This is a genomic window from Bradyrhizobium sp. 139 (assembly GCF_023074175.1).
Lineage (GTDB): Bacteria > Pseudomonadota > Alphaproteobacteria > Rhizobiales > Xanthobacteraceae > Bradyrhizobium.
Genome location: NZ_JADPKS010000008.1, coordinates 221,076 through 240,339 on the forward strand (window position 1 = coordinate 221,076; position 19,264 = coordinate 240,339).

Sequence of the window (19,264 nt, forward strand, 5' to 3'; positions counted from 1 at the left end):
TTCAGCGTCCTACCATTTGAACGCGGCCGAGATCTCGTAGGTGCGCGGGGCACCCAGCAGGATCTGATCGGGATAGAACGGATCGCCCCAGATCGCGTAGCGCTTGTCGGTGATGTTGCGGACGCGGAAGGTCAGGCGGGCCTGGTCGACCGCATTGAACACCGTCCCGGGGATGTCGACGAAGGCATAGACGTCGGCCACCGTGTAGGCCTTCAGCGTCACGACGTTGGCATCGGCGTTGTAGCGGTCGCCGACATGGCGGCCGGTGATGCCGACTTCCACCGGCCAGGGCGTGAAGAAGCGCCAGGACGCGCCGGCATTGGCCACGATGCGCGGCACGTTCGGCGGCGTATTGCCTGAGAACGAGCCGCCGACAAAATTGTAGTCGGCATAGCGCGCATCGACATAGGCGATGTTGCCCCAGAGGCGCAGCGGCTCGATCGGACGCACCGATGCGGCGAGCTCGGCGCCCTTCGACTCCTGCCGCCCGGCGATGTTGAGCTGCATGCCGCCGGCGGCGGCATAGACGTTCTTGCGCAGGATGTTGTAGGCCGAGAACGACCACTCCGCCCTGTTGTCCCAGAACAGGTGCTTGACGCCGGTCTCATAGGTGCGCGCGGTCGTGAGATCGAGCGGCTGGGTCGGCGCGAGCAGGAAGATGTTGTTGGCGGAGATGTCGGCGCCGGTAGCGTACTGGCTGAAGAAGGTCAGGCCGGGAACGGCCTCCCAGGTGTAGCCGATGCGGCCCGTGGTCGGGGCCCAGGATTTCGAGAATGGAAAGCCCGCTTTCACAAGGCCCGCGGGGTCGGTCGAGTTGCGGTCGAGCCCGATATGCTCGACGCGAAGGCCGCCGACCAGCGCAAAGCTTCGGGTGAGCTTCAGCCGGTCCTCGAACGACAGCGCCTCATTGTCGATGCGCGCGGTCTGCTGTTGGATCGTGAGCGGGCCGTAATAGCCGCGCGGAGGATCCACCAGCGGAACGGAGTCGCCGGGGAAGTTTGCGGCACCCGGCCTGACGAAGTCGAGATAGCTCGACGAGAGCGTCGTGACCAGGCGGTTGTCGAAACCGGCGATGTTTGCGTCCCAGATCAGGTCGGTGATGTTGCCGACCAAGCGCTGGCTGTGCGCGACATAGAAGCGTTCACGATCGACCGTGTTCGTACCGGAATTGAATGCCTCGATCTCGTTGTTGAACCACGTGCGCTCCGCACCGTAGCCATAGGCCTGGCTCTTCAGCGTCAGATCGGGCGCCAGCTTCAGCTCGAAGCCGCCGCGCAGCCAGACTTCCTTGGCAACGTTGCGATTGTCGAGGACGTTGTAGTTGGTGTTGAAGGTGCGGTCGTCGATGGTGACCGCACCGAGATCTGTTTTGTTGTAGTTCGAGACGTAGCTGCCGGAAACGATGCCTGTCGCATGCGAGCCGCTGAACGCGATCGGGACCAGCGGCGCGCCCCAATAGGCTTTCGATCGGTCCTCCCGATACTCGATCGCGCCCCAGATCTTGAGACTGTCGGAGATGCGGTAGTTGAGCTGGCCGGAGACATCCAGCGTCTTGGTGTTGGTGTCGTCGGCAAAGCCGTTCAGCGAGGAGCGGCTGATGTCGAAGCGGTAGTCGAGGCCCTGGACGTTGGTGCTGCCGCCCGAGCCGTAATGCGCGCTGAACGAGTTCAGCGAGTCCCAGAAGAAACCGGCTTCGTTCCGGATGGGCCCGATGTGCGGCTGCTTGGTGACGAGGTTGATCGCGCCGCCGGCGGCACCTTCGCCCGAGATCAGCGAGGCCGGACCTTTGAGGAATTCCACGGCCTCCAGATTGGCGGTGTCCACGATCCGCGAGGTCATGTTCTGCGGACCGATCTTGATGCCGTTGTAGAGCGTGTTGATCTGGCTGTTGGTGAAGCCGCGCATGGAAAAGGCCGCCGGTTCGGCCGGATTGTCGCCGGAGGTGACGCCCACCGCGCCCTGCGCCACCTCGGAGACAGTGCGATAGCCCTGCTCACGCATGGTCTCGGCCGAGATCACCTCGACGGTGGCGGGAGTCTCCCGCACGGTCAGGCCGAGCCGCGAGGCACTTTCGGCGACCGCATTGGTATTGAGCGGCGTCTGCGCCGCCACGGTCGGCACAACGGGCCTGGGCACAGCGGATGCGGTCGCTGGCCGGCGCGCTGCTGCACGGCGTGCGCGCTGCGCCTCGCGGCTGGCCGGCCCCGCCTGCTTGCGGGATTGGGCGGGCGACACCTCAACCGGCGGCAGGGATTCGCGGGCCTGCTGCGCCAGCGCGGCGGGCAGATCGGCGGCAACAAACGACGTGAGAGCGGCGGAGGCGAGCAAAAAGCGACGCCGTCGTGCAATACGGATGGAAGACACGGTTCGGGACCTCGGTATGACGTCAGTGGCACGTCACAGCGAACCAGGTCCCACCTTCGGCTTTTCAGCCGTCCGATGAAGCCGAATGTCTGTACTCCCCGACCGACATCTTCGCGTGTGACCACGGCTGACGGCAGGTCTCCTGGCTCGCGGGTCAGTACCTTGCATCGCCTTCCCGGGACCGAGATACCCAGTGGCTCGTGACGCAAGATTCGCCGCTTACAGTTGCGGGGGCAGCCACGGCATTGGGGACAATGTCCCCGCACCGCATTCCCTTTTCATCCCCTCTCGGGGAAACCGTCAAAACCATCTAGGATTACGATCAAGACAGAGTCAATGTGCCAGTTGCGGCGTTATGGCCACAGCGACCAAGTTCCTTGGAGACAAGCATGGAAGGCGAGACCTTCCTCTGGATGATACGGCATGCGCCCGCCGACGGCATCGCCGGGACGATCCACGCAGCCGATGCGCCGGCCGATCTCGGTGATCACGCGCAACTGGAGGCTCTGCGGCAACGCATGCCGCGGGACACCGCGAGCTATGCGAGCCCCTCACGACGCACGGTCGAGACGGCGCGGGCGCTGGGGCTCGAACCAGCGCTGGTGAACGAATTCAGTGAACAGGATTTCGGCGACTGGACCGGGCGGCGGCATGACGAGCTCGCTGCGACCGGCGGCAAGGCCTATGCGCAGTTCTGGAGCGATCCGGCGCGCGGACGGCCGCCGGGCGGTGAAAGTTTCGAGGATCAGGTCGTGCGTGTCCGGCAGGGTCTCTCGCGGATCGGAGCCGGACCAGCGACGCTCGTCGTGCATTCCGGCACGATCCGCGCCGCACTCTGCATCGCACTGGATCTGACACCGCAAGCGGCCCTGCGCTTCGTGATCGATCCGCTTTCACTGACCCGGATCGACCGGCTCGCGGCCGGCTGGCGCGTCGTCTCCGTCAATCAGCGCATGGCTTGAGCCGGATCAGGCCGGGCGATCCGGCACATTGGCCTGTGCAAACGTCGCCATGCCGTTGTGAAGGCTGCACGCGAGCCGCACCAGCGGCAGCGCGATCGCGGCCCCCGATCCCTCGCCGAGCCTGAGATCGAGGCTGATCAGCGGCTGCACGTTCAGCGCGCGCAGCACCAGCCGATGCCCCTGCTCCGCCGATTGGTGCGACGGCAGCAGGAATGGCTGGCACGACGGGTTCAGCCGCACCGCCGCCAGCGCCGCGACCGATACGATGAAGCCGTCGATCAACACGGGAGTGCGGCGCTGCGCAGCCTCAATGATCGCGCCGCAAATGGCTGCGATTTCGAGGCCGCCGACGGCGCATAAGATATTTTCGGGCGATGCGCCGGCAACCCCATGACGCGCGATCGCGGCATCGATCACGCGCGCCTTGCGCGCGCGGCCGGCCGCATCGACGCCAGTGCCGCTGCCTGCGATCTCCTCGGCGCGCACACCGAGCAGGCCCGCGGCAATCGCCGCCGATGTCGTGGTGTTGCCGATACCCATCTCGCCAAAAATCAGCAGATCGGGCTGGACGGCCTCCGCACGCGCGACCGCGCGTTGGCCGGCTTCGAAGGCAAATGCCAGCTCGGCGGGCGCAAGCGCTGCCTCGACGCTGAAATTGCGCGTGCCGTTGCGCGGCTTGTCCGTGACGATACCGGCCATCTCCTCCTGCGCCAGCGTGCCGGCGTCAACGACCTCCAGGCTTGAGCCAAGCTCGCGCGCCAGCACGGAGATCGCGGCGCCGCCCGAGGCAAAATTCGCCATCATCGCGATGGTCACCTCTTGCGGATAAGCCGATACGCCCTGCCCGACGATGCCGTGATCGCCGGCGAAAATGATGATCGGCACGCGCGCCGCGCGCGGTTGCTCGGTCGCTTGCAGGCCCGCAAGCTCGATCGCGAGCTGCTCGAGCCGGCCGAGCGCGCCGGTCGGCTTCGTCAGTTGCGCCTGCCGCGCGATCGCCGCTTCGCGATGGACCGCGGAGATCTCAGGGCATTTTTGGTAGACCCATTCGGGGAGCATCGTGCCTCGCTTACGGCCTGCGCTTGAGAATGTAGCTGTCCATGATCCAGCCATGCCGCTCGCGCGCGGCCTGTCGCGCAGCGACGATGCGCGGACCGATCTCGGCCAGAACGCCCGACATGACGATCTGATCGGGCATGCCGAGATAGGCGCCCCACCAGATGTGGAGCCCGGCCGGATCGAGCGACTGGAATGCGGTGCCGCCGTCGAGCATCACCACAATTGTGTCGACGCCCTGCGGCCAGCCGCCTTCGCGCAAGCAGCGCCCCGTCGTGACCAGGAACGGCTCGCCGATGTCGTTGAGCGGCAGCGCATGCGCCGCGCACAGTGCCTGGATCGAGGTGATGCCGGGCACGACCTCGATCTTTGGCAAGGGATCGAGCCGCCGCGCAATGCGCAACGAAGAGTCATAGAGCGAGGGATCGCCCCAGATCAGCAGCGCAACCTTGCCCTCGTTTCCAAGATGATCAGCAAGCGACTGCGACCAGGTCGCGGCCACCGCATCGTGCCAATCATCCACGCCCTTGCGGTAATCCGCCTCGCCCGCGTCGCGAACGGGAAGATCGAACTCGGCGATGAGCGTCCTGTCGCTGGTGAGCACGTCAGCGCAAATCGTCCGACGCAAATCGGCGAGATCGGATTTTACCGATGCCTTGCGTGGAATCAGGACGAGATCGGCCGCGTTGATGGCACGGATCGCGGCGCGCGTGAGCTGCTCGGGATCGCCGCAACCGATGCCTATCAGGAAGAGCGTGAGCATCTTGCCTGCGAAGGGCGGCCTCATCGGCCGCCCTTTCGCTTGTCTCTAGGCCGCGTTGTGCAGGCGCGGCGTGACGAAGCCCGGCGCGGTAACGCCGCGCAGCGACTTCGCCAGCGCCAGCACCGCGAGATCGGCCAGCGGCTCGATCACGATCACCAGCGCATAGGACGCCGCAAACGTCGCGATGTTGGCGAGGTTGGTCGCGCCGAAGCCGGAGCCATAGAGCGCCCAGAACGCCACCCATGCGATGACGCCGGACTGATACGTGGTCGAAAGCGCCAGCGCCTGGCGGTACTTCAGATCGACATAGGCCGTGTTGCGCGGAATGATCCGCGTGGCGATCGCCTGGATCGCGAACAGCGGCACCAGGAGCGTGGTGACGTTCATGCCATATTGCGGCAGGTCGACCGGCTCGAAGAACATGCCCTGCAGCAGCAGTCCGATCGCAAGACCGAAGGCCGCAGGCGCCGCGCCGAACAGCAGGAACAAGGTCGAGCCAAGGATGAAGTGGACTTCGGAGACGCCGACCGGGAAGTGCGGCATGATCTCGAAGAAGGTGAACACGAGACCCGTGGTGGCCAACGTGCGCGAGGCAAACGAGCCGATGCCCTGCTCGCGCACGGTCTCGACCGCGAGCCTCAAGGCAACGCCGCCTGCGGCGATGCCGGTTGCGTAACTCAGCACGAGCTTGGCGCCCGTCACGACTCCGGGTTCGATATGCATGGTTCAGATCCTTCCTGCCGTCACACCCGACGGCCTTGGCCTCAAAACGCGCACGGCCGGTCTCCTGGCTCGCGGTTCCCCGGGTTCTCCGGCCTTCCCGAACCTTGCGGCCCAGTGGCAGTTCGGAGTCCCTCACCGCTTACAGTCGCGGGGGCGGCTGGGGTTTGGGGCGCCGCAACTGGGTCCGCCCACCCCCATTCCCGATTATGCTCCGGCGCTTTGCGCCGCGTCGAGCACCATGCATCCCTTGTGTGCCCCTTTCGCAAGCCGGGCGTCAAGGGGCGACAGGCGGCCGAGACCCTCATGACGGATATTCTCCCGCCAGCGCGCCGAAGAGGATCACGGCTGCCGTCGAGGCCGCGCCGCCACGCGCAAGCCGCTCGGCCAGCTCGGCAATGGTGGTGCGGACCAGCCGTTCGTCGGGACGTCCGAGGGATTCGGCGAACAGCGTCGGCGTGGTTGGGGCGAGGCCGTGTTCGATCAATTTTGCGGCAAGCGCCGGAAAGGTCCGCCGCCCCATATAGACCACGGTCGTCGCTTCGGGATCGGCCAGCGCTGCCCAATTGAGGTTTTGCGGCAGCTCGCCGGTGACATCGGCACCGGTGACGAACTGCACCCGGCGCGAGGTGTGACGCCGGGTCAAGGGAATGCCGGCTTGCGCCGCCGCGACGCAGGCCGAGGTGACGCCGGGAATGATCTCATAGCCGATGCCGGCTTCGCGCAACGTCTCGAGCTCCTCTTCGAGCCGGCCGAAGATGCCGGCGTCGCCCGATTTCAAACGCACGACGCGCGACCCGGTTGCGGCATAGTCGACCAGCAGGCGGTTGACGTGGTGCTGCTTGGTCGAGGGCCGCCCCGCCCGCTTTCCCACCGCTACGAGATTGGCACCAGGCCGGGCCAGATCGAGGATCGCGCCGGAGGCGAGGTCGTCATAGAGCACGACGTCGGCCTCGCGCAGCCGCGCGGCACCCTTGAGCGTGAGAAGCTCGGGATCGCCTGGGCCGGCGGAGACGAAAGAGACAAAACCGCTCACCGGTCCTCCGCGATCAGATGGAAGAACGTACCGGTGACATAGCCGCGGCGCGAGCCGGTCTCGGCGATGACTGCGCCGGTCGCATCGTGCACGACCGCCAGCGGCGTGTCGGGCTGTGCCACGATGGTCGAATAGTGGAATTCATGGCCGCGCAGACGTGAGCCGGCCCGATGTCCCGGCATCGGCGCTGCGAGCTCCGCGAGACGATAGCCCAGATGCATGCGGCGCTTGGCAAAGCTCGTCTCCAGGCCGAGCAGGCCCGTCATCTCATGACGAACACCATCGGCGTCGGTGAGGCCTGCACCCAGCACCATATAGCCTCCGCACTCGCCGTGCAGCGGTCGCGTCTTGGCGAACGCGCGCAATCCGCTGCGGAAGCGCGCATTGCCCGCGATCTTTCCGGCATGCAGCTCGGGATAGCCGCCGGGCAGCCAGCAGACATCGGCACTTGTATCAGGCGCTTCGTCGGCAAGCGGCGAGAATGTCGATATCTCGGCGCCCGCCGCGCGCCAGGCTTCCAGCATATGCGGATAGACGAACGAGAACGCCGCATCGCGGGCAAGCGCAATGCGCTGCCCGGGCGGCGTTACGTTGAGGCCGTTCGCCGCAGGTTGCGGCGACCAAGCGGCTGCCGATCGCAGCACCGCGTCGAGATCGACATGTTCGGCGACGAAGCGCGCGGCCTCATCGATCAGCTTGCCGATCTCGGCCTGCTCCTCCGCCTGCACCAGGCCGAGATGCCGTTTCGGCAGGTTGATCTCGGCATGGCGCGGCAGTGCGCCGAACACGGCGATGCCGGCGTCCAGCAGCGCACGCCGCACGAGGTCCTCGTGGCGCGGGCTGGCAACGCGATTGAGCACGACGCCGGCAAGGCGCACACCCGCGCGATAGTCACGAAGGCCTGCGGCAATCGCCGCTGCCGTCTGCGCCTGTCCGGAGGGATCGATCACCAGCAGCACCGGCCAGCCCAGCATCTGCGCGATGTCGGCGGTGGCGCCGGTTCCGGAGACGCCACGCGCGGCGACGCCGTCGAACAGGCCCATTGAGCCCTCGGCAAGCACGACATCCGCGTCAATACCGCGGCTGACGAGATGCGCGATCGCCGCGCGATCCATCGCCCAGCTGTCGACGTTGACAGAGGCGCGTCCCGTCGCGGCGGCATGGAAGGCAGGATCGATATAGTCGGGCCCGCTCTTGAAGCACTGCACGTTCAATCCGCGATTGCGCCAGGCGCGCGCCAGCGCCAGCGTCAGCGTCGTCTTGCCGACGCCCGAGGCCGGCGCGGAGATGACGAGCCCTGCCGGCATCACGATGCCTCCGGAAAGCGCGGCTCGACGCCGACTGGCCGATAGCGGCGATCGTAGTCGGCGGCATAGAGGCGGCTCTCGTCAAAATCCGCCGAGCCGAGCGTCTTGCCGACCAGGATCAGCGCGGTGCGCTCCATCTCGCTGCCCACGGCAGCATCGAGCCTTGCCAGCGTCGCGCGGACGATGCGCTGGTCCGGCCAGCTCGCGCGCCAGACGATCGCGACCGGGCAGTCCGCGCCGTAGTGGGGCACGAGCTCCGCGACGACCTTGTCGAGCAGATGGATTGACAGATGGATCGCGAGCACCGCGCCGGTCGCGGCGAATGCGGCAAGCTTTTCGCCCTCGGGCATCGCGCTGGCGCGGCCCGGCGTGCGCGTCAGCACCACCGTCTGAGCAAGGCCCGGCAGCGTCAGCTCGACCTCCAGCGCTGCTGCCGCTGCCGAAAAAGATGGAACGCCCGGCGTGACTGTGTAGGGAATACCGAGCGCGCGCAGGCGGCGGAGCTGCTCGCCCATCGCCGACCAGATCGAGAGATCGCCGGAATGCAGCCGCGCAACATCTTTGCCATCCGCATGCGCGGCAGCGATCTCCGCGATGATCTCGTCGAGCGACAGCGGCGCGGTGTTGACGATGCGCGCGCCGGCCGGGCAATGCGCCAGCACGCCCTCAGGCACCAATGAGCCCGCATAGAGACAGACCGGACAGGCCGCGATCAGGTCGCGGCCGCGCAACGTCAGCAAATCGGGCGCGCCCGGCCCTGCGCCAATGAAATGCACGGTCATGCGCCGTCTCCTTCCGCGATCGCGGCGGTCGCGGTGCGATCCTGCGAGATCACCCGCGTCGTGATGAGCCGTGCGCGCGGACCAGCGGCAGCGAGCGCAGCCGCTTCGGCAACTGATCCCGTTCCGAACCTTTCCGCGACCAGCTTCGACTGCGTCGGTGTCTCGATGCCGGCCAGCCTGTCCGCGGGAATTGCCTTGATCGGCACACCGCACTCGCGCGCGAGCAGTTTTAGCGCCTCAGCATCCGCCTTGTCGCTGATCGTCGCCACTGCCGCGAGCCCGGAGGCGCCGCCGGCCGCAAGCAGCGCCTCGCGTAGCGAGGCAAGCGTGACGTCGCGCCTGAACCCGAGCCCGGCGACCTTCATCGGACCACACTCCACTGCACCACCGGCCGTGCCGCCTGCCACGACCGATAGCGGCCGAGCGGCCCGGCATGGGAGATCTCGACCCGCATCAGCTCGCCGCCGTGGCGCTGATGCAGCTCGCCGAGTAGCGCCTCCGTCTCCAGCGTCACCGCATGCGCAACGAGCCGCGTCCCCGGCGCGATGCGCGACCAGACTGCATCGAACATCGCGATGTCGAGTCCTCCGCCGATGAAGACGGCATCTGGCGCCTCCAGCGCAGCCAAGACTTCGGGCGCCTTCCCCGTGATAACAGTGACCCGATGTGCCAGTCCAAACGCTACCGCATTGCTGCGGACGTTGGCGGCGCGATCCTCGCGCGTCTCGACGGCAATCGCCGTCCCGCCGCATAGCGTCCATTCGACCGAGATCGAGCCTGAGCCGGCGCCGATGTCCCATAGTCTCTCGCCGGGACAGGGCGCCAGTGCCGAGAGCGCCAACGCGCGCACCGGCCGCTTGGTGATCTGGCCATCATGAGCGAAGAAATCGTCCGGCAGGCCCGAGCCGCGAGACAGACCCTGTGCCCCCTTCGCCTGCAGCGCCACTGCAACCAGCTTTCCGGCGGAAGCGCGCGTATAACTTTCAGCGCGACACTCACCGACGCTTTCATGTGGCCCGCCAAGCGCGGCGAGAGTCCAGAATGCCGAGGCGCCCCATCCGCGCTCGGTCAGCCATCTCGCGAGATCGCCGGCAGCCTTGCCGTCGCGCACGAGACAAATGATCCGCGCACCGGACGCAAGATGCGGCACGAGGCGCTCGAACGGTGCGGCGTGGAGACCCAGGCAGACAACGGCTTCGAGACGCCAGCCCAACCGCGCGGCGGCGAGCGAGAAGACCGATGGCGCCGAATGCGCAATCCACTCGCCCGCATCGAGTTTCTCGGCGATGCCTGCTCCGACGCCATACCAGAACGGATCGCCGGAGGCGAGCACCGCCGTCGGCCGACCGCGGTAGCTCAGCACGACATCTGCATCGAACGGCACCGGCCACGGACGGCCACGCGCTGTCAGGCCCGCAAGCGCGAGGTGCCGTTCACCACCGAAAACGGTTTCGGCCCTCGCAAGTGCGTTTCGGCTTGCCTCGGACAGCCCGGCGAGGCCATCTTCGCCGATACCGATGATGGTCAGCCAGGGATCAGCCATGACGCGCGCCCTCATTCTGGGCGGAACCGCCGACGCAAGCCTGCTTGCGGCGGAGATCGTACGCGTCGGCATCGCCGCCGTGTATTCCTATGGCGGCCGAACCCGTGCGCCCGCCGATCAGCCGCTGCCGACCCGCATCGGTGGCTTCGGCGGCGTGAGCGGGCTTGCCGACTACATTCGCCGCGAACGAATCACCCATGTGATCGACGCCACGCATCCTTTCGCCGCCGAGATGAGCCGCCACGCGGTTAAAGCGTGCGCGGGAACCGGCACGCCGCTGATTGCGCTCGAGCGCGCGCCTTGGGCCAGGGCGCCCGGCGACAACTGGATCGAGGTCGCAGATGTCAACGCCGCCGTCGCCGCCTTGCCCGAAGCAGCGGCAAACGTGTTCCTCGCCATCGGCCGCCAGCACATCGCGCCGTTCGCGGCGAAGCCGCAGCATGCCTATACGCTGCGCTTCGTCGATCCGCCCGAAGCGCCGCTGCCGTTCGCCGCAGACGTGATCGTCTCGCGCGGGCCGTTCACGTTCGACGGTGAGCTCGAAATGATACGCACGCGCGAAATCGAATGGATCGTCGCCCGCAATTCCGGCGGCGACGGCGCGCGCGCCAAGATCGACGCGGCCCGCATCCTCGGCCTGCCCGTGATCATGATCTCGCGACCGGATCTGCCCGAACGGTTGCGGGTTGAAAGCGTGGCCGAGATCATGCGATGGCTCGGTCATCGCACCCGCCTCGGGGCATAGACCCAGCGGCCGACGCGGCGCGTCTGCGAATTGCCGACGATCACCAGCGTGCGCATGTCCGCCATCTCGGGTGTCGCTTCGCTCAGCGTCATGGTTTCAATCTTCTCGTCCGCTGCGCTGACCGCACGCGCGAAGATCACGAGGCGCTCGCCGCAGCCGGCGTCCTTCAGCACGGCAAGCGCACGGCCAAAACCCTCCGGCCGGCTCGCCGAGCGGGGATTGTAGATCGCAATGGCAAAATCAGCCTCCGCGGCGAGCCGCAGGCGCTTCTCGATCACCGCCCAGGGCTTGAGATTGTCGGAGAGATTGATCGCACAGAAATCATGGCCGAGCGGCGCGCCGGCGCGCGCGGCGGCCGCCAGCATCGCTGTGACGCCCGGCAACACACAAATGGGAAGCTCGCGCCATTGCGGCGCCTGTTCGAGTGCCTCGAACACAGCGGAGGCCATCGCGAAGACGCCGGGATCGCCGGAGGATACGATGACGACCTGTCCGCCTTCCGCCGCGAGCCGCAGGGCCTCGCTCGCACGCTGCAGCTCTTCGCGATTATCGGAGGGATGCAAGGTGAGCCCTGCCCGCGGCGGCACGCGCGCAACATAGGGCGCATAGCCCAGAATGTCGGTCGCGGAAGCTAGCGCGGCGGAGACTTCGGGCGTCACCAGCGAGTCGCTGCCCGGCCCAAGGCCTGCGATGGTCAGCGTGCCCGTCATTCGGCGGCGTCCAGATGCCGGCCCTTGCCGTGCACGAGCACGATCGCAAAATACGGGCAGTCGGCGGCATCGATATCGGCGAGTCGCACCACGCGCTCGCCCGGCATGGTGCCGCGCTCGACCAGCCAGGCATCGTCCAGCCGGCCAGCGGAGGCCAGCGCGCGGCGTACTTTCGCGAGATTGCGGCCGGTCTTCATGATGACCAGCGCATCGGAATCGCGCATGCGCCGTTCGAGCTCGTCCTCGGCGAGCGTGCCCATCAGCACCGTCGTCACGTCGTCGCCGAGCGCGATCGGCCGGCCAACCGCATTCCAGCAGCCGACCATGCCGGGAATGCCCGCAATCACCTCGATCTCGACACGGCCTTGCAGGCGCCTGTGCAGATGCATGAAGGAGCCGTAGAAGTAGGGATCGCCCTCGCAGAGCACGACGACATCGACCGCGCGCGCCAGTCGCGCCAGACGCTCGGCCCATTCGTCGTAGAAGCCGGCGAGCAGCTGGACGTATTCAGGGCTGTCGAAGGCGATCTCCGTCGTGACCGGGTATTCCATCGGATATTCGGTGACGTCGCCAGCCAACACGCCCTCGACGATGCGCCGCGCCTGGCCCGGCCGGCCCTTCTTGCGGAAATACGCAACGTGCCTTGCACCGCGCACCGTCCGGTCCGCGCGCACGCTCATCATATCAGGGTCGCCGGGGCCGAGACCGCAGCAGATGATGCGTCCCATCGCTATTCGCTCCGGCTCGCCAGCGCGTTCACGGCGGCGACCGTGATCGCGGAGCCGCCGAGGCGGCCCTCGACCGTTAACGCGGGTCCCGGCGGATGAGCCATCAGAGCCGCCTTGGATTCGGCGGCGCCGACGAAGCCGACGGGACAGCCGATGATCGCCGCAGGCCGCGGGCAGTCACGATCCTCGAGCATGTTGAGCAGATGAAACAGCGCCGTCGGCGCGTTGCCGATCGCAACGATGGCGCCGCCTAGATGCGGACGCCACAACTCCAGCGCCGCAGCCGAACGCGTGTTGCGCATGGACTGCGCGAGCGCGGGAACGGCGGCCTCGCCAAGCGTGCAGATCACGGCGTTGGCCGCCGGAAGTCTCGCGCGCGTGATTCCTTCCGACACCATGCGCGCGTCGCACAGGATCGGCGCGCCCTTTTGCAAGGCCGCGCGCGCAGCGACCGTCATGCCGGGCGTGAAGCGGATATGCGCCTCGAGGCCCACCATGCCGGCGGCGTGAATCATCCGCACCACCACCTGCTCCTCGTCCGGCGAAAAGCGCACAAGATCCGCTTCGGTCCGGATGGTCGCAAAGGACTGGCGGTAGATCGCCGCGCCGTCGGTCTCATAAAGATGCGGCATCAATGCCCTCCGACCAGGATGGAGGGATCGCTGACGATGTCGGCGCCGTTCAGGCCGCGCAAGACCGGTTCGTCGCGAGTCGAGCCGTCGCGGACGAGATCGAATCCGGCGCGGGTCGCCACCAGCGTCACTGCGGACGCGCCTGAACGCGCGCAGCCCTTGGCACAGCCGGAGACATGAAGGTGCGTATCGAGCGCAATGCGCGGTGCAAGTGCGGAAGCGAGCGCGCGGGTGTCTGCATGCGCCTCGCGGCAACGCGGAGCGCCGCTACAAGCAATCACGCGCAACGCCGGATCGTAAGGCTCGGTGATGAGGCCCGCCGCGCTCGGCATCTCGCGCTTGCCCTCGCTAAGCACCATCCGCCATGGCGTCATGCGCAGCGCGTGACCGCAGCCGGAAAATTGATGGAGCGTCGTGTGCAGCATCTGCCCGAAAGCAACACCGACCATTGCGCCTTGCGGATAAAGCCCGGGCCGCGATGCGGCCATAACCGGAGCTGGCTCGGTTTCGCCCAGCAAGCGCGCAGGCAATGCCGCGCCGGCCGCGATATGGGCTGCCATGCGCCCGCGCCCGCCCTTCGCCCCGCCGGACGTGATGAACCAGCTGGCGAGTGCCAGCGCCATGCTTACGGCCTCTCCGCGCCCGCCGGAGCGGCCGAACCTCACGCCATCGGCCCGCACCAGGAGCCGACCTCCGCGATCGCGCTCGATGCGCACATCGGCGGAATCGCCGGCGAGCACGCGCGACTTTCCGTCATCGATGGCGAAGCCGAATTTCGTGGGAAGATCGAGCGCGCTGTCGGCAAGCGCTTCCTCGAGCTCGGCGGCGAGCGCCTGCGTCTCGTCGCCAAGGCTCCAGAACGGTGTCACCAGGATGTTGCGCCGGGCTTCGACGCCAATATCGGGATCGAGCAGCCGCAGCCGCGCGAGTCCGTCAAGCAGCGGCCGATGGCCCTGTTCGCTCACACCTCTGATCTGGAGGTTCGCGCGGCTCGTCACGTCGATGAGACCGTTGCCGAAGCGTTCGGCGAGCTCGGCAAGCCCGGCCGCCTGTGTCGCTTCAAGCCGTCCGCCGAACGGACGCACGCGGACTACGAGCCCGTCGCCCGATTGCATCGGGCGCAGCGCGCCGGGGCACCAGCCCTTGACCGTTGCCGCGCTCATGACGCCTCCCGCAGAGCGGCCGCGATCGAATTGCGGCGGGTGCGCCAGAGCGAGGCCTCATGCAGGCGCGTGAAGCACGTTTCCATCGCAGCGAGCGCCGCCGGATTTTTGCCCGCCATGAAGGCGCGGACGTCGTCATTGCCCAGCGTCGCATCGTAGTAGAGATCGAACAGATGCGGCGGCACGGCGCCCGCGAGATGCGCGAAGGCAGCCATATGTTCCAGCGTCGCGGTGATCTCGGCAGCGCCGCGAAAACCGTGGCGCATCATGCCAGCGATCCAGGCCGGATTGGCCGCGCGCGCACGGACCACGCGCGAAATTTCCTCGGTCAGCGTGCGCGCATGCGGCTGCTCGGGGCGCGTCGTATCGAGATGATAGAGCGATGGTCCAGCCGCGCCGAGATGTGCCGCAGCCGCCGCAACACCTGCTTCATGCGCGGCGTAGTCGGCGGCGAGCAGAAGATCCGTTTCCGGCAGATCCTGAACATGAACGAAAGCATCGGCGGATGCCAGCCGCTGTTCGATGCCGGCACGATCCGGCTGCATCGCACCGTCCGCGGAGAACGCCCAGGACGATGCCGATAACCAGGCTGCGCCGGCCGCAGCGCGCGTCTCGGGCGTGAACGCATCCGGGATTGCCGACAGGCCCACGCCATATTGTCCGGGGCGCGGCGCGAACACGCGGGAGGCACGATGGCGATACGGATTCTCCTCGCCCTCCTCCTCGCGCGTTGCGAGCGCCTCGGCGGCGGCCTCGAACAATTGCGCAAGGCCCGTGAAGACATCGCGGAACAGGCCCGACACGCGCAGCGTCACGTCGATGCGGGGACGTCCGAGTTCGGCCGGCGCGATGATGTCGTAGCCGGTGACGCGGCCGGAGGCGTGATCCCAGCGCGGTGCCAGGCCGGCCAGATGCAGCGCCATGGCGAATTCCTCGCCTGCGGTGCGCATCGTCGCCGAGCCCCAGAGATCGACGACAAGGCCCTTCGGCCAGTCGCCGTGATCCTGCAAGTGGCGGCGGAGCACTTCTTCCGCGAGCTTGATGCCCTGCGCGTGCGCCGACGGCGTCGGCACGGCGCGCGGATCGACGGCAAAGAGATTGCGTCCGGTCGGCAGCACGTCCCGGCGGCCGCGATACGGCGAGCCCGACGGCCCCGGCGCAACGCGCTGTCCCGCAAGCGCGGCGCGCAGCGCATTCCGCTCCGCGTCGCCACAGGCGCCGCGACCGAACACGTGCAGGCCGTCGCCGAACTGGCTCTCCTTGAGGTCACAGACGAAGCGGTCGATCCGCGGAATCGCTTCGGCCGGTGCGGCCGACGCATCGAGGCCGAGATCATCCTCGAGGTTCGCCGCGCGCGCCTCGTCGCGGATCGCGGCGATCAGACGCTGGCGGCGGGCGGGATCGAGGCCATCGGCCGTCGAGTATTCGTCGAGGAGACGTTCGAGCCGGCGCAGGCCTTCCGGCACCGCAGATTGTTCCAGCGGCGGCGGCAGATGGCCGATGGTGACGGCGCCTAAGCGCCGCTTGGCCTGCGCGGCCTCGCCGGGATCATTGACGATAAAGGGATAGATGACGGGCAGATCGCCGATCAGGGCTTCCGGCCAGCAGCTCGATGACAGCGCGACGGATTTGCCGGGCAGCCATTCCAGCGTACCATGCGCGCCCATGTGCACGACGGCATCGATGCCCTGCTGCCGAAGCCAGAGATAGAACGCGACATAGGCATGGCGCGGCGTGCGGGCGAGATCGTGATAGTCGGCATCGCGCGTGGCCGCATCGCCGCGCTCCGGCTGAACCGCGATGATCGACCGGCCGCATTGGATCGCAGCGAAATGGAACGCGCCGTCGCGGCAGCTCGGATCGTCCTCCGGCGCGCCCCAGGCTTGCGCGAGATCGTCTCGCAAGGATTGCGGAAGGCGCGAGAGCGCGGCGCGGTAATCGACGACATTCCAGGTCAAATTCTGCTTTAGCAGCGCCTCGCCAAGTGCAGGGACCGGCGCAACATCGAAACCGGCCTCCCTGAGATCGGACAACAATGCCTCGACCGACGCAAGCGCATCGAGACCAACCGCATGCGCGATCTGGTGCGGACGGCCGGGGTAGTTCGAGAGCACGATCGTCACCCGCTCTTCAGCCGCCGGCTTCTCCGCAAGGCGTCGCCAGGCCACAACGCGCGCGGCGACGGCCTCCACGCGCTCCTCGTCGGGCCTGTGCGCCAGATGCGAAAACTGCAGATCGGGATCGCGCGTCGCAGCCGATTTGAAGCTCACCACGCCCGCAAACAGGCGGCCGTCGACCTCGGGCAGCACCACATGCATCGCGAGATCGCCGGGCGACAGGCCGCGCAGCGAGCTCGCCCAGTCCTCGCGACGCGCCGTGGAGAGCGCGACCTGGAACACCGGACACGGCGCGGCATCGAACGGCGTCGTGCCGTCCTCGCCCATCGCCGAGAACGCGGTCGCATTGACGATCGCGGCCGGAGCATTTTCCGCAAGGTGGCCCCGCAGCCAATCCACCACGGCCGGAGACTTCAGCGAAGTCACGAACACACCGTAGGCGTCAAACCCCTTCTCACCTAGCGCTGCAATCAGGGCATCGACCGGGCCGGTGTCCGCACCGGTGAGATAGGAGCGATAAAAGGTGACGAGCGCCCGCGGTCGGCTTTCGCCTTTCGTCGGCGCCGCAATCACACCACGTACGGGATCGTAAAAGCCCATCTCGGGGACGGTCATGTCGCCGACGACCGGGCCGGCATAGAGACCCGACGCCAGCGCAAGCTGCGCGATCGCCGCTTGCGCCGCGACGGGGCCGCCGCTGTCGCAGAGCACCTTGAGCCGCCGCAGCGTCGAGACCGGCAAGGTCGAATACGCGTCCAGCCGCGTGTCGTCGCGGCCATCGGCCGGCAGCACGGCCAACGCGATGTTCCGATCCTGGGCGAGTTGCTGGAGGGCCGCGAGGCCATAAGCCCAATAGGATTCACCGCCGATCAGGCGCACAAGGATGCCGCGCGCCTGCGACAACGTGCGCTCGATATAGGTGTCCACCGAGAGCGGATGACGGAGTTCTGCAAGGTTGGCGAGCCGCAGCGGCGGCAGGCTGTTACGGCCGCGCCGCCAACCGGCCGCGAACGCAGCAAGGTCGGAATCCGAATACGAGAGCACCACGAGATCGGCCGGGTCCTGGCCGATGTCCCTTGGCGTCGCGGTCTCCTCGAGACCGCGGCTCTCGCGGAAAACGACGTGCATCAGACACCAAGTCCTGCGATGCCCAGCCTTGAAATACCAAGTCCTGCCTTGATCGCGGCTTCGTCGATGTCGCCGTGCTCCCCGATCACGACGAGCTTTGATTGCCTGATGCCTGCGCCCCAGGGCTTGTCGAACTGGTGGCGCACGCGCTCGCCGACCGCTTGCAGCAAGAGGCGCATCGGCTTGCCCGCGACCGCGATATAGCCCTTGGCACGCAGCACGTTCTGCTCGCGCGCCAGACGCTGGACCGATGCGACCAGCGCATCGATATCGATGACTTCGGGAAGCTCGATCACGACCGAGGCAAAATCATCGTGCTCGTGGTCCTCGTCGCCGTCATGATGCGAGGGGCGCGCGGCGAGATCGTTCTCGGCGGCAGCGCCGAGACCGAGGATGACGCGCGCGTCGATCGCTCCGTCAGTGATGGGCAGTATCGACACGCGGCGCGGCATCTCGGCGATGATCGCGGCTTTGGCCGCTTCGAGGCCTGCGGCGCCTGCAAGATCGGCCTTGGTCAGCAGCACGATATCGGCGCAGGCGATCTGGTCCTCGAACACCTCCGACAGCGGCGTTTCGTGGTCCAGACTCTCATCCGCCGCGCGTTGCGCTTCGACGGCAATCGGGTCGGGCGCGAAGCGGCCGGCGGCGACGGCTTCGGCATCGGCGAGCGCGATCACGCCATCGACCGTGATGCGCGAACGGATCTCCGGCCAGTCGAACGCCTTCAGCAGCGGCTTCGGCAGCGCCAGGCCCGAGGTCTCAATCAGGATGTGGTCGGGCCGCACCGGCCGCGACAGCAACTTCTCCATGGTCGGAATGAAATCGTCGGCGACGGTGCAGCAGATGCAGCCATTGGCGAGCTCGATGATGTTTTCTTCCGGGCAATCGGCATCGGCGCAGGATTTCAGAATCTCGCCATCGACGCCCTCGCTGCCGAACTCGTTGACGAGCACGGCAAGCTTCATGCCGCCCGCATTGGCGAGCAGATGCTGGATCAGCGTCGTCTTGCCGGAGCCGAGAAAACCCGTGACCACCGTGACCGGGACTTTTGCGAGCGAATTCATTCGGCGGCCTCCGGCACGACGGCAATGGGGGGAATGCGGGCAAGCGATTGCTTGCGGAAGATTTCCGGGCGGCTGCGCCAGGGCACGAGACCGTCAGGCGCGGCCGCATAGGCCGCGGCGCCCGCGACCACGTCGTTTGCATTCGCGTCCGAGAGGCGACCATAGACATAGCACCAGCGGCCGGGCGCGCTGAGCGCGACCGAACAGCCCTGGCTGCATGCCGACAGGCATTCAACGGGAACCACATTGACGCCGTCGGGCACGCCGGCCTCGAGGATCGCACCATGCAGGCGCTTGCCGGGCGTCGTCTCGCCCTCGCCGAGCGTCTCGCCGGCCCGGCAGGTGATGCAGACATGAAGTGTGACGGTCATCGCCTCTTCCAGAATAAACTGCGGGAAGCGAAGAGGCCCACGAACCGTTCTTGCGAAGGCCCGTTTCCCCGTC

At 67.3% G+C, this 19,264-nt stretch carries 18 protein-coding genes and 2 riboswitches; of the genes, 2 read left to right on the top strand and 16 right to left on the bottom strand.

Annotation, left to right across the window (positions count from 1 at the left end):
• Positions 1–9: 9 nt before the first annotated feature.
• Positions 10–2,364 (bottom strand): TonB-dependent receptor, encoded by a 2,355-nt coding sequence (locus IVA80_RS01985; RefSeq protein WP_247425128.1) that lies wholly within the window; start codon positions 2,362–2,364, stop codon positions 10–12.
• A gap of 114 nt (positions 2,365–2,478) precedes the next feature.
• Positions 2,479–2,681: riboswitch (cobalamin riboswitch) on the bottom strand.
• Between the two features lie 72 nt (positions 2,682–2,753).
• On the opposite strand from IVA80_RS01985, the gene IVA80_RS01990 reads away from it, so the two are divergent.
• Positions 2,754–3,326 carry a histidine phosphatase family protein gene (locus IVA80_RS01990; RefSeq protein WP_247425130.1) on the top strand — a complete coding sequence of 191 codons (573 nt, stop codon included), beginning with the start codon at positions 2,754–2,756 and terminating at the stop codon, positions 3,324–3,326.
• 6 nt (positions 3,327–3,332) lie between these two features.
• On the opposite strand, the gene cobT is transcribed toward IVA80_RS01990, so the two are convergent.
• The 8 genes from cobT to cbiT form a co-directional block, all read right to left on the bottom strand.
• Positions 3,333–4,385, bottom strand: coding sequence for a nicotinate-nucleotide--dimethylbenzimidazole phosphoribosyltransferase (cobT, locus tag IVA80_RS01995; protein WP_247425133.1), 1,053 nt, complete (start codon positions 4,383–4,385; stop codon positions 3,333–3,335).
• A gap of 10 nt (positions 4,386–4,395) precedes the next feature.
• Positions 4,396–5,145, bottom strand: a complete 750-nt coding sequence (cobF, locus tag IVA80_RS02000; RefSeq protein WP_247425476.1) for a precorrin-6A synthase (deacetylating) — start codon at positions 5,143–5,145, stop codon at positions 4,396–4,398.
• A 45-nt stretch (positions 5,146–5,190) separates the two neighbouring features.
• Entirely contained in the window at positions 5,191–5,868 is a 678-nt protein-coding gene (locus IVA80_RS02005) for an energy-coupling factor ABC transporter permease (protein ID WP_247425137.1), read from the bottom strand.
• Positions 5,869–5,904: 36 nt separating this feature from the next.
• A riboswitch (cobalamin riboswitch) is annotated at positions 5,905–6,124 on the bottom strand.
• Between the two features lie 45 nt (positions 6,125–6,169).
• Entirely contained in the window at positions 6,170–6,901 is a 732-nt protein-coding gene (gene cobA / locus IVA80_RS02010; protein WP_247425140.1) for a uroporphyrinogen-III C-methyltransferase, read from the bottom strand.
• Positions 6,898–8,208, bottom strand: a complete 1,311-nt coding sequence (locus tag IVA80_RS02015) for a cobyrinate a,c-diamide synthase (protein ID WP_247425143.1) — start codon at positions 8,206–8,208, stop codon at positions 6,898–6,900. The genes cobA and IVA80_RS02015 overlap by 4 nt, the downstream gene beginning before the upstream one ends.
• Positions 8,208–8,990 (bottom strand): precorrin-4 C(11)-methyltransferase, encoded by a 783-nt coding sequence (cobM, locus tag IVA80_RS02020; protein ID WP_247425146.1) that lies wholly within the window; start codon positions 8,988–8,990, stop codon positions 8,208–8,210. The genes IVA80_RS02015 and cobM overlap by 1 nt, the downstream gene beginning before the upstream one ends.
• A complete protein-coding gene (locus IVA80_RS02025; protein WP_247425149.1) occupies positions 8,987–9,355 on the bottom strand; it encodes a cobalamin biosynthesis protein in 369 nt (122 codons plus the stop codon). The genes cobM and IVA80_RS02025 overlap by 4 nt, the downstream gene beginning before the upstream one ends.
• On the bottom strand, positions 9,352–10,533 hold the full coding sequence (gene cbiT / locus IVA80_RS02030) for a precorrin-6Y C5,15-methyltransferase (decarboxylating) subunit CbiT (protein ID WP_247425151.1): 1,182 nt from the start codon (positions 10,531–10,533) through the stop codon (positions 9,352–9,354). Before cbiT ends, IVA80_RS02025 begins: the two co-directional genes overlap by 4 nt.
• Here cbiT and IVA80_RS02035 point away from each other — a divergent pair.
• Positions 10,532–11,278 (top strand): cobalt-precorrin-6A reductase, encoded by a 747-nt coding sequence (locus IVA80_RS02035; RefSeq protein WP_247425152.1) that lies wholly within the window; start codon positions 10,532–10,534, stop codon positions 11,276–11,278. The genes cbiT and IVA80_RS02035 overlap by 2 nt on opposite strands.
• Here the strand turns inward: IVA80_RS02035 and cobJ are convergent.
• The 7 genes from cobJ to IVA80_RS02070 are packed head-to-tail and all read right to left on the bottom strand — an operon-like array spanning position 11,254 to position 19,191.
• On the bottom strand, positions 11,254–11,988 hold the full coding sequence (cobJ, locus tag IVA80_RS02040) for a precorrin-3B C(17)-methyltransferase (RefSeq protein WP_247425154.1): 735 nt from the start codon (positions 11,986–11,988) through the stop codon (positions 11,254–11,256). The genes IVA80_RS02035 and cobJ overlap by 25 nt on opposite strands.
• Complete coding sequence (locus IVA80_RS02045) at positions 11,985–12,716, bottom strand: precorrin-2 C(20)-methyltransferase (RefSeq protein WP_247425156.1); 732 nt, start codon at positions 12,714–12,716, stop codon at positions 11,985–11,987. Before IVA80_RS02045 ends, cobJ begins: the two co-directional genes overlap by 4 nt.
• 2 nt (positions 12,717–12,718) lie before the next feature.
• On the bottom strand, positions 12,719–13,348 hold the full coding sequence (locus IVA80_RS02050) for a precorrin-8X methylmutase (RefSeq protein ID WP_247425157.1): 630 nt from the start codon (positions 13,346–13,348) through the stop codon (positions 12,719–12,721).
• On the bottom strand, positions 13,348–14,511 hold the full coding sequence (gene cobG / locus IVA80_RS02055; RefSeq protein ID WP_247425158.1) for a precorrin-3B synthase: 1,164 nt from the start codon (positions 14,509–14,511) through the stop codon (positions 13,348–13,350). The genes IVA80_RS02050 and cobG overlap by 1 nt, the downstream gene beginning before the upstream one ends.
• On the bottom strand, positions 14,508–17,756 hold the full coding sequence (cobN, locus tag IVA80_RS02060; RefSeq protein WP_247425160.1) for a cobaltochelatase subunit CobN: 3,249 nt from the start codon (positions 17,754–17,756) through the stop codon (positions 14,508–14,510). The genes cobG and cobN overlap by 4 nt, the downstream gene beginning before the upstream one ends.
• Positions 17,756–18,820, bottom strand: a complete 1,065-nt coding sequence (gene cobW, locus IVA80_RS02065) for a cobalamin biosynthesis protein CobW (RefSeq protein ID WP_247425161.1) — start codon at positions 18,818–18,820, stop codon at positions 17,756–17,758. Before cobW ends, cobN begins: the two co-directional genes overlap by 1 nt.
• A complete protein-coding gene (locus IVA80_RS02070) occupies positions 18,817–19,191 on the bottom strand; it encodes a DUF1636 domain-containing protein (protein ID WP_247425163.1) in 375 nt (124 codons plus the stop codon). The genes cobW and IVA80_RS02070 overlap by 4 nt, the downstream gene beginning before the upstream one ends.
• Positions 19,192–19,264: the final 73 nt, after the last annotated feature.

Excerpts from the sequence above, each read along its gene's own strand:
- cobF (WP_247425476.1), bottom strand. The coding sequence starts at position 5,145 with ATGCTCACGCTCTTCCTGATAGGCATCGGTTGCGGCGATCCCGAGCAG.
- IVA80_RS02070 (WP_247425163.1), bottom strand. The coding sequence starts at position 19,191 with ATGACCGTCACACTTCATGTCTGCATCACCTGCCGGGCCGGCGAGACG.
- IVA80_RS02015 (WP_247425143.1), bottom strand. The coding sequence starts at position 8,208 with ATGCCGGCAGGGCTCGTCATCTCCGCGCCGGCCTCGGGCGTCGGCAAG.
- IVA80_RS02025 (WP_247425149.1), bottom strand. The coding sequence starts at position 9,355 with ATGAAGGTCGCCGGGCTCGGGTTCAGGCGCGACGTCACGCTTGCCTCG.
- cobG (WP_247425158.1), bottom strand. The coding sequence starts at position 14,511 with ATGAGCGCGGCAACGGTCAAGGGCTGGTGCCCCGGCGCGCTGCGCCCG.
- IVA80_RS02045 (WP_247425156.1), bottom strand. The coding sequence starts at position 12,716 with ATGGGACGCATCATCTGCTGCGGTCTCGGCCCCGGCGACCCTGATATG.
- cbiT (WP_247425151.1), bottom strand. The coding sequence starts at position 10,533 with ATGGCTGATCCCTGGCTGACCATCATCGGTATCGGCGAAGATGGCCTC.
- cobW (WP_247425161.1), bottom strand. The coding sequence starts at position 18,820 with ATGAATTCGCTCGCAAAAGTCCCGGTCACGGTGGTCACGGGTTTTCTC.
- IVA80_RS01990 (WP_247425130.1), top strand. The coding sequence starts at position 2,754 with ATGGAAGGCGAGACCTTCCTCTGGATGATACGGCATGCGCCCGCCGAC.
- cobM (WP_247425146.1), bottom strand. The coding sequence starts at position 8,990 with ATGACCGTGCATTTCATTGGCGCAGGGCCGGGCGCGCCCGATTTGCTG.
- cobJ (WP_247425154.1), bottom strand. The coding sequence starts at position 11,988 with ATGACGGGCACGCTGACCATCGCAGGCCTTGGGCCGGGCAGCGACTCG.
- IVA80_RS02035 (WP_247425152.1), top strand. The coding sequence starts at position 10,532 with ATGACGCGCGCCCTCATTCTGGGCGGAACCGCCGACGCAAGCCTGCTT.
- cobT (WP_247425133.1), bottom strand. The coding sequence starts at position 4,385 with ATGCTCCCCGAATGGGTCTACCAAAAATGCCCTGAGATCTCCGCGGTC.
- IVA80_RS02005 (WP_247425137.1), bottom strand. The coding sequence starts at position 5,868 with ATGCATATCGAACCCGGAGTCGTGACGGGCGCCAAGCTCGTGCTGAGT.
- IVA80_RS02050 (WP_247425157.1), bottom strand. The coding sequence starts at position 13,348 with ATGCCGCATCTTTATGAGACCGACGGCGCGGCGATCTACCGCCAGTCC.
- cobN (WP_247425160.1), bottom strand. The coding sequence starts at position 17,756 with ATGCACGTCGTTTTCCGCGAGAGCCGCGGTCTCGAGGAGACCGCGACG.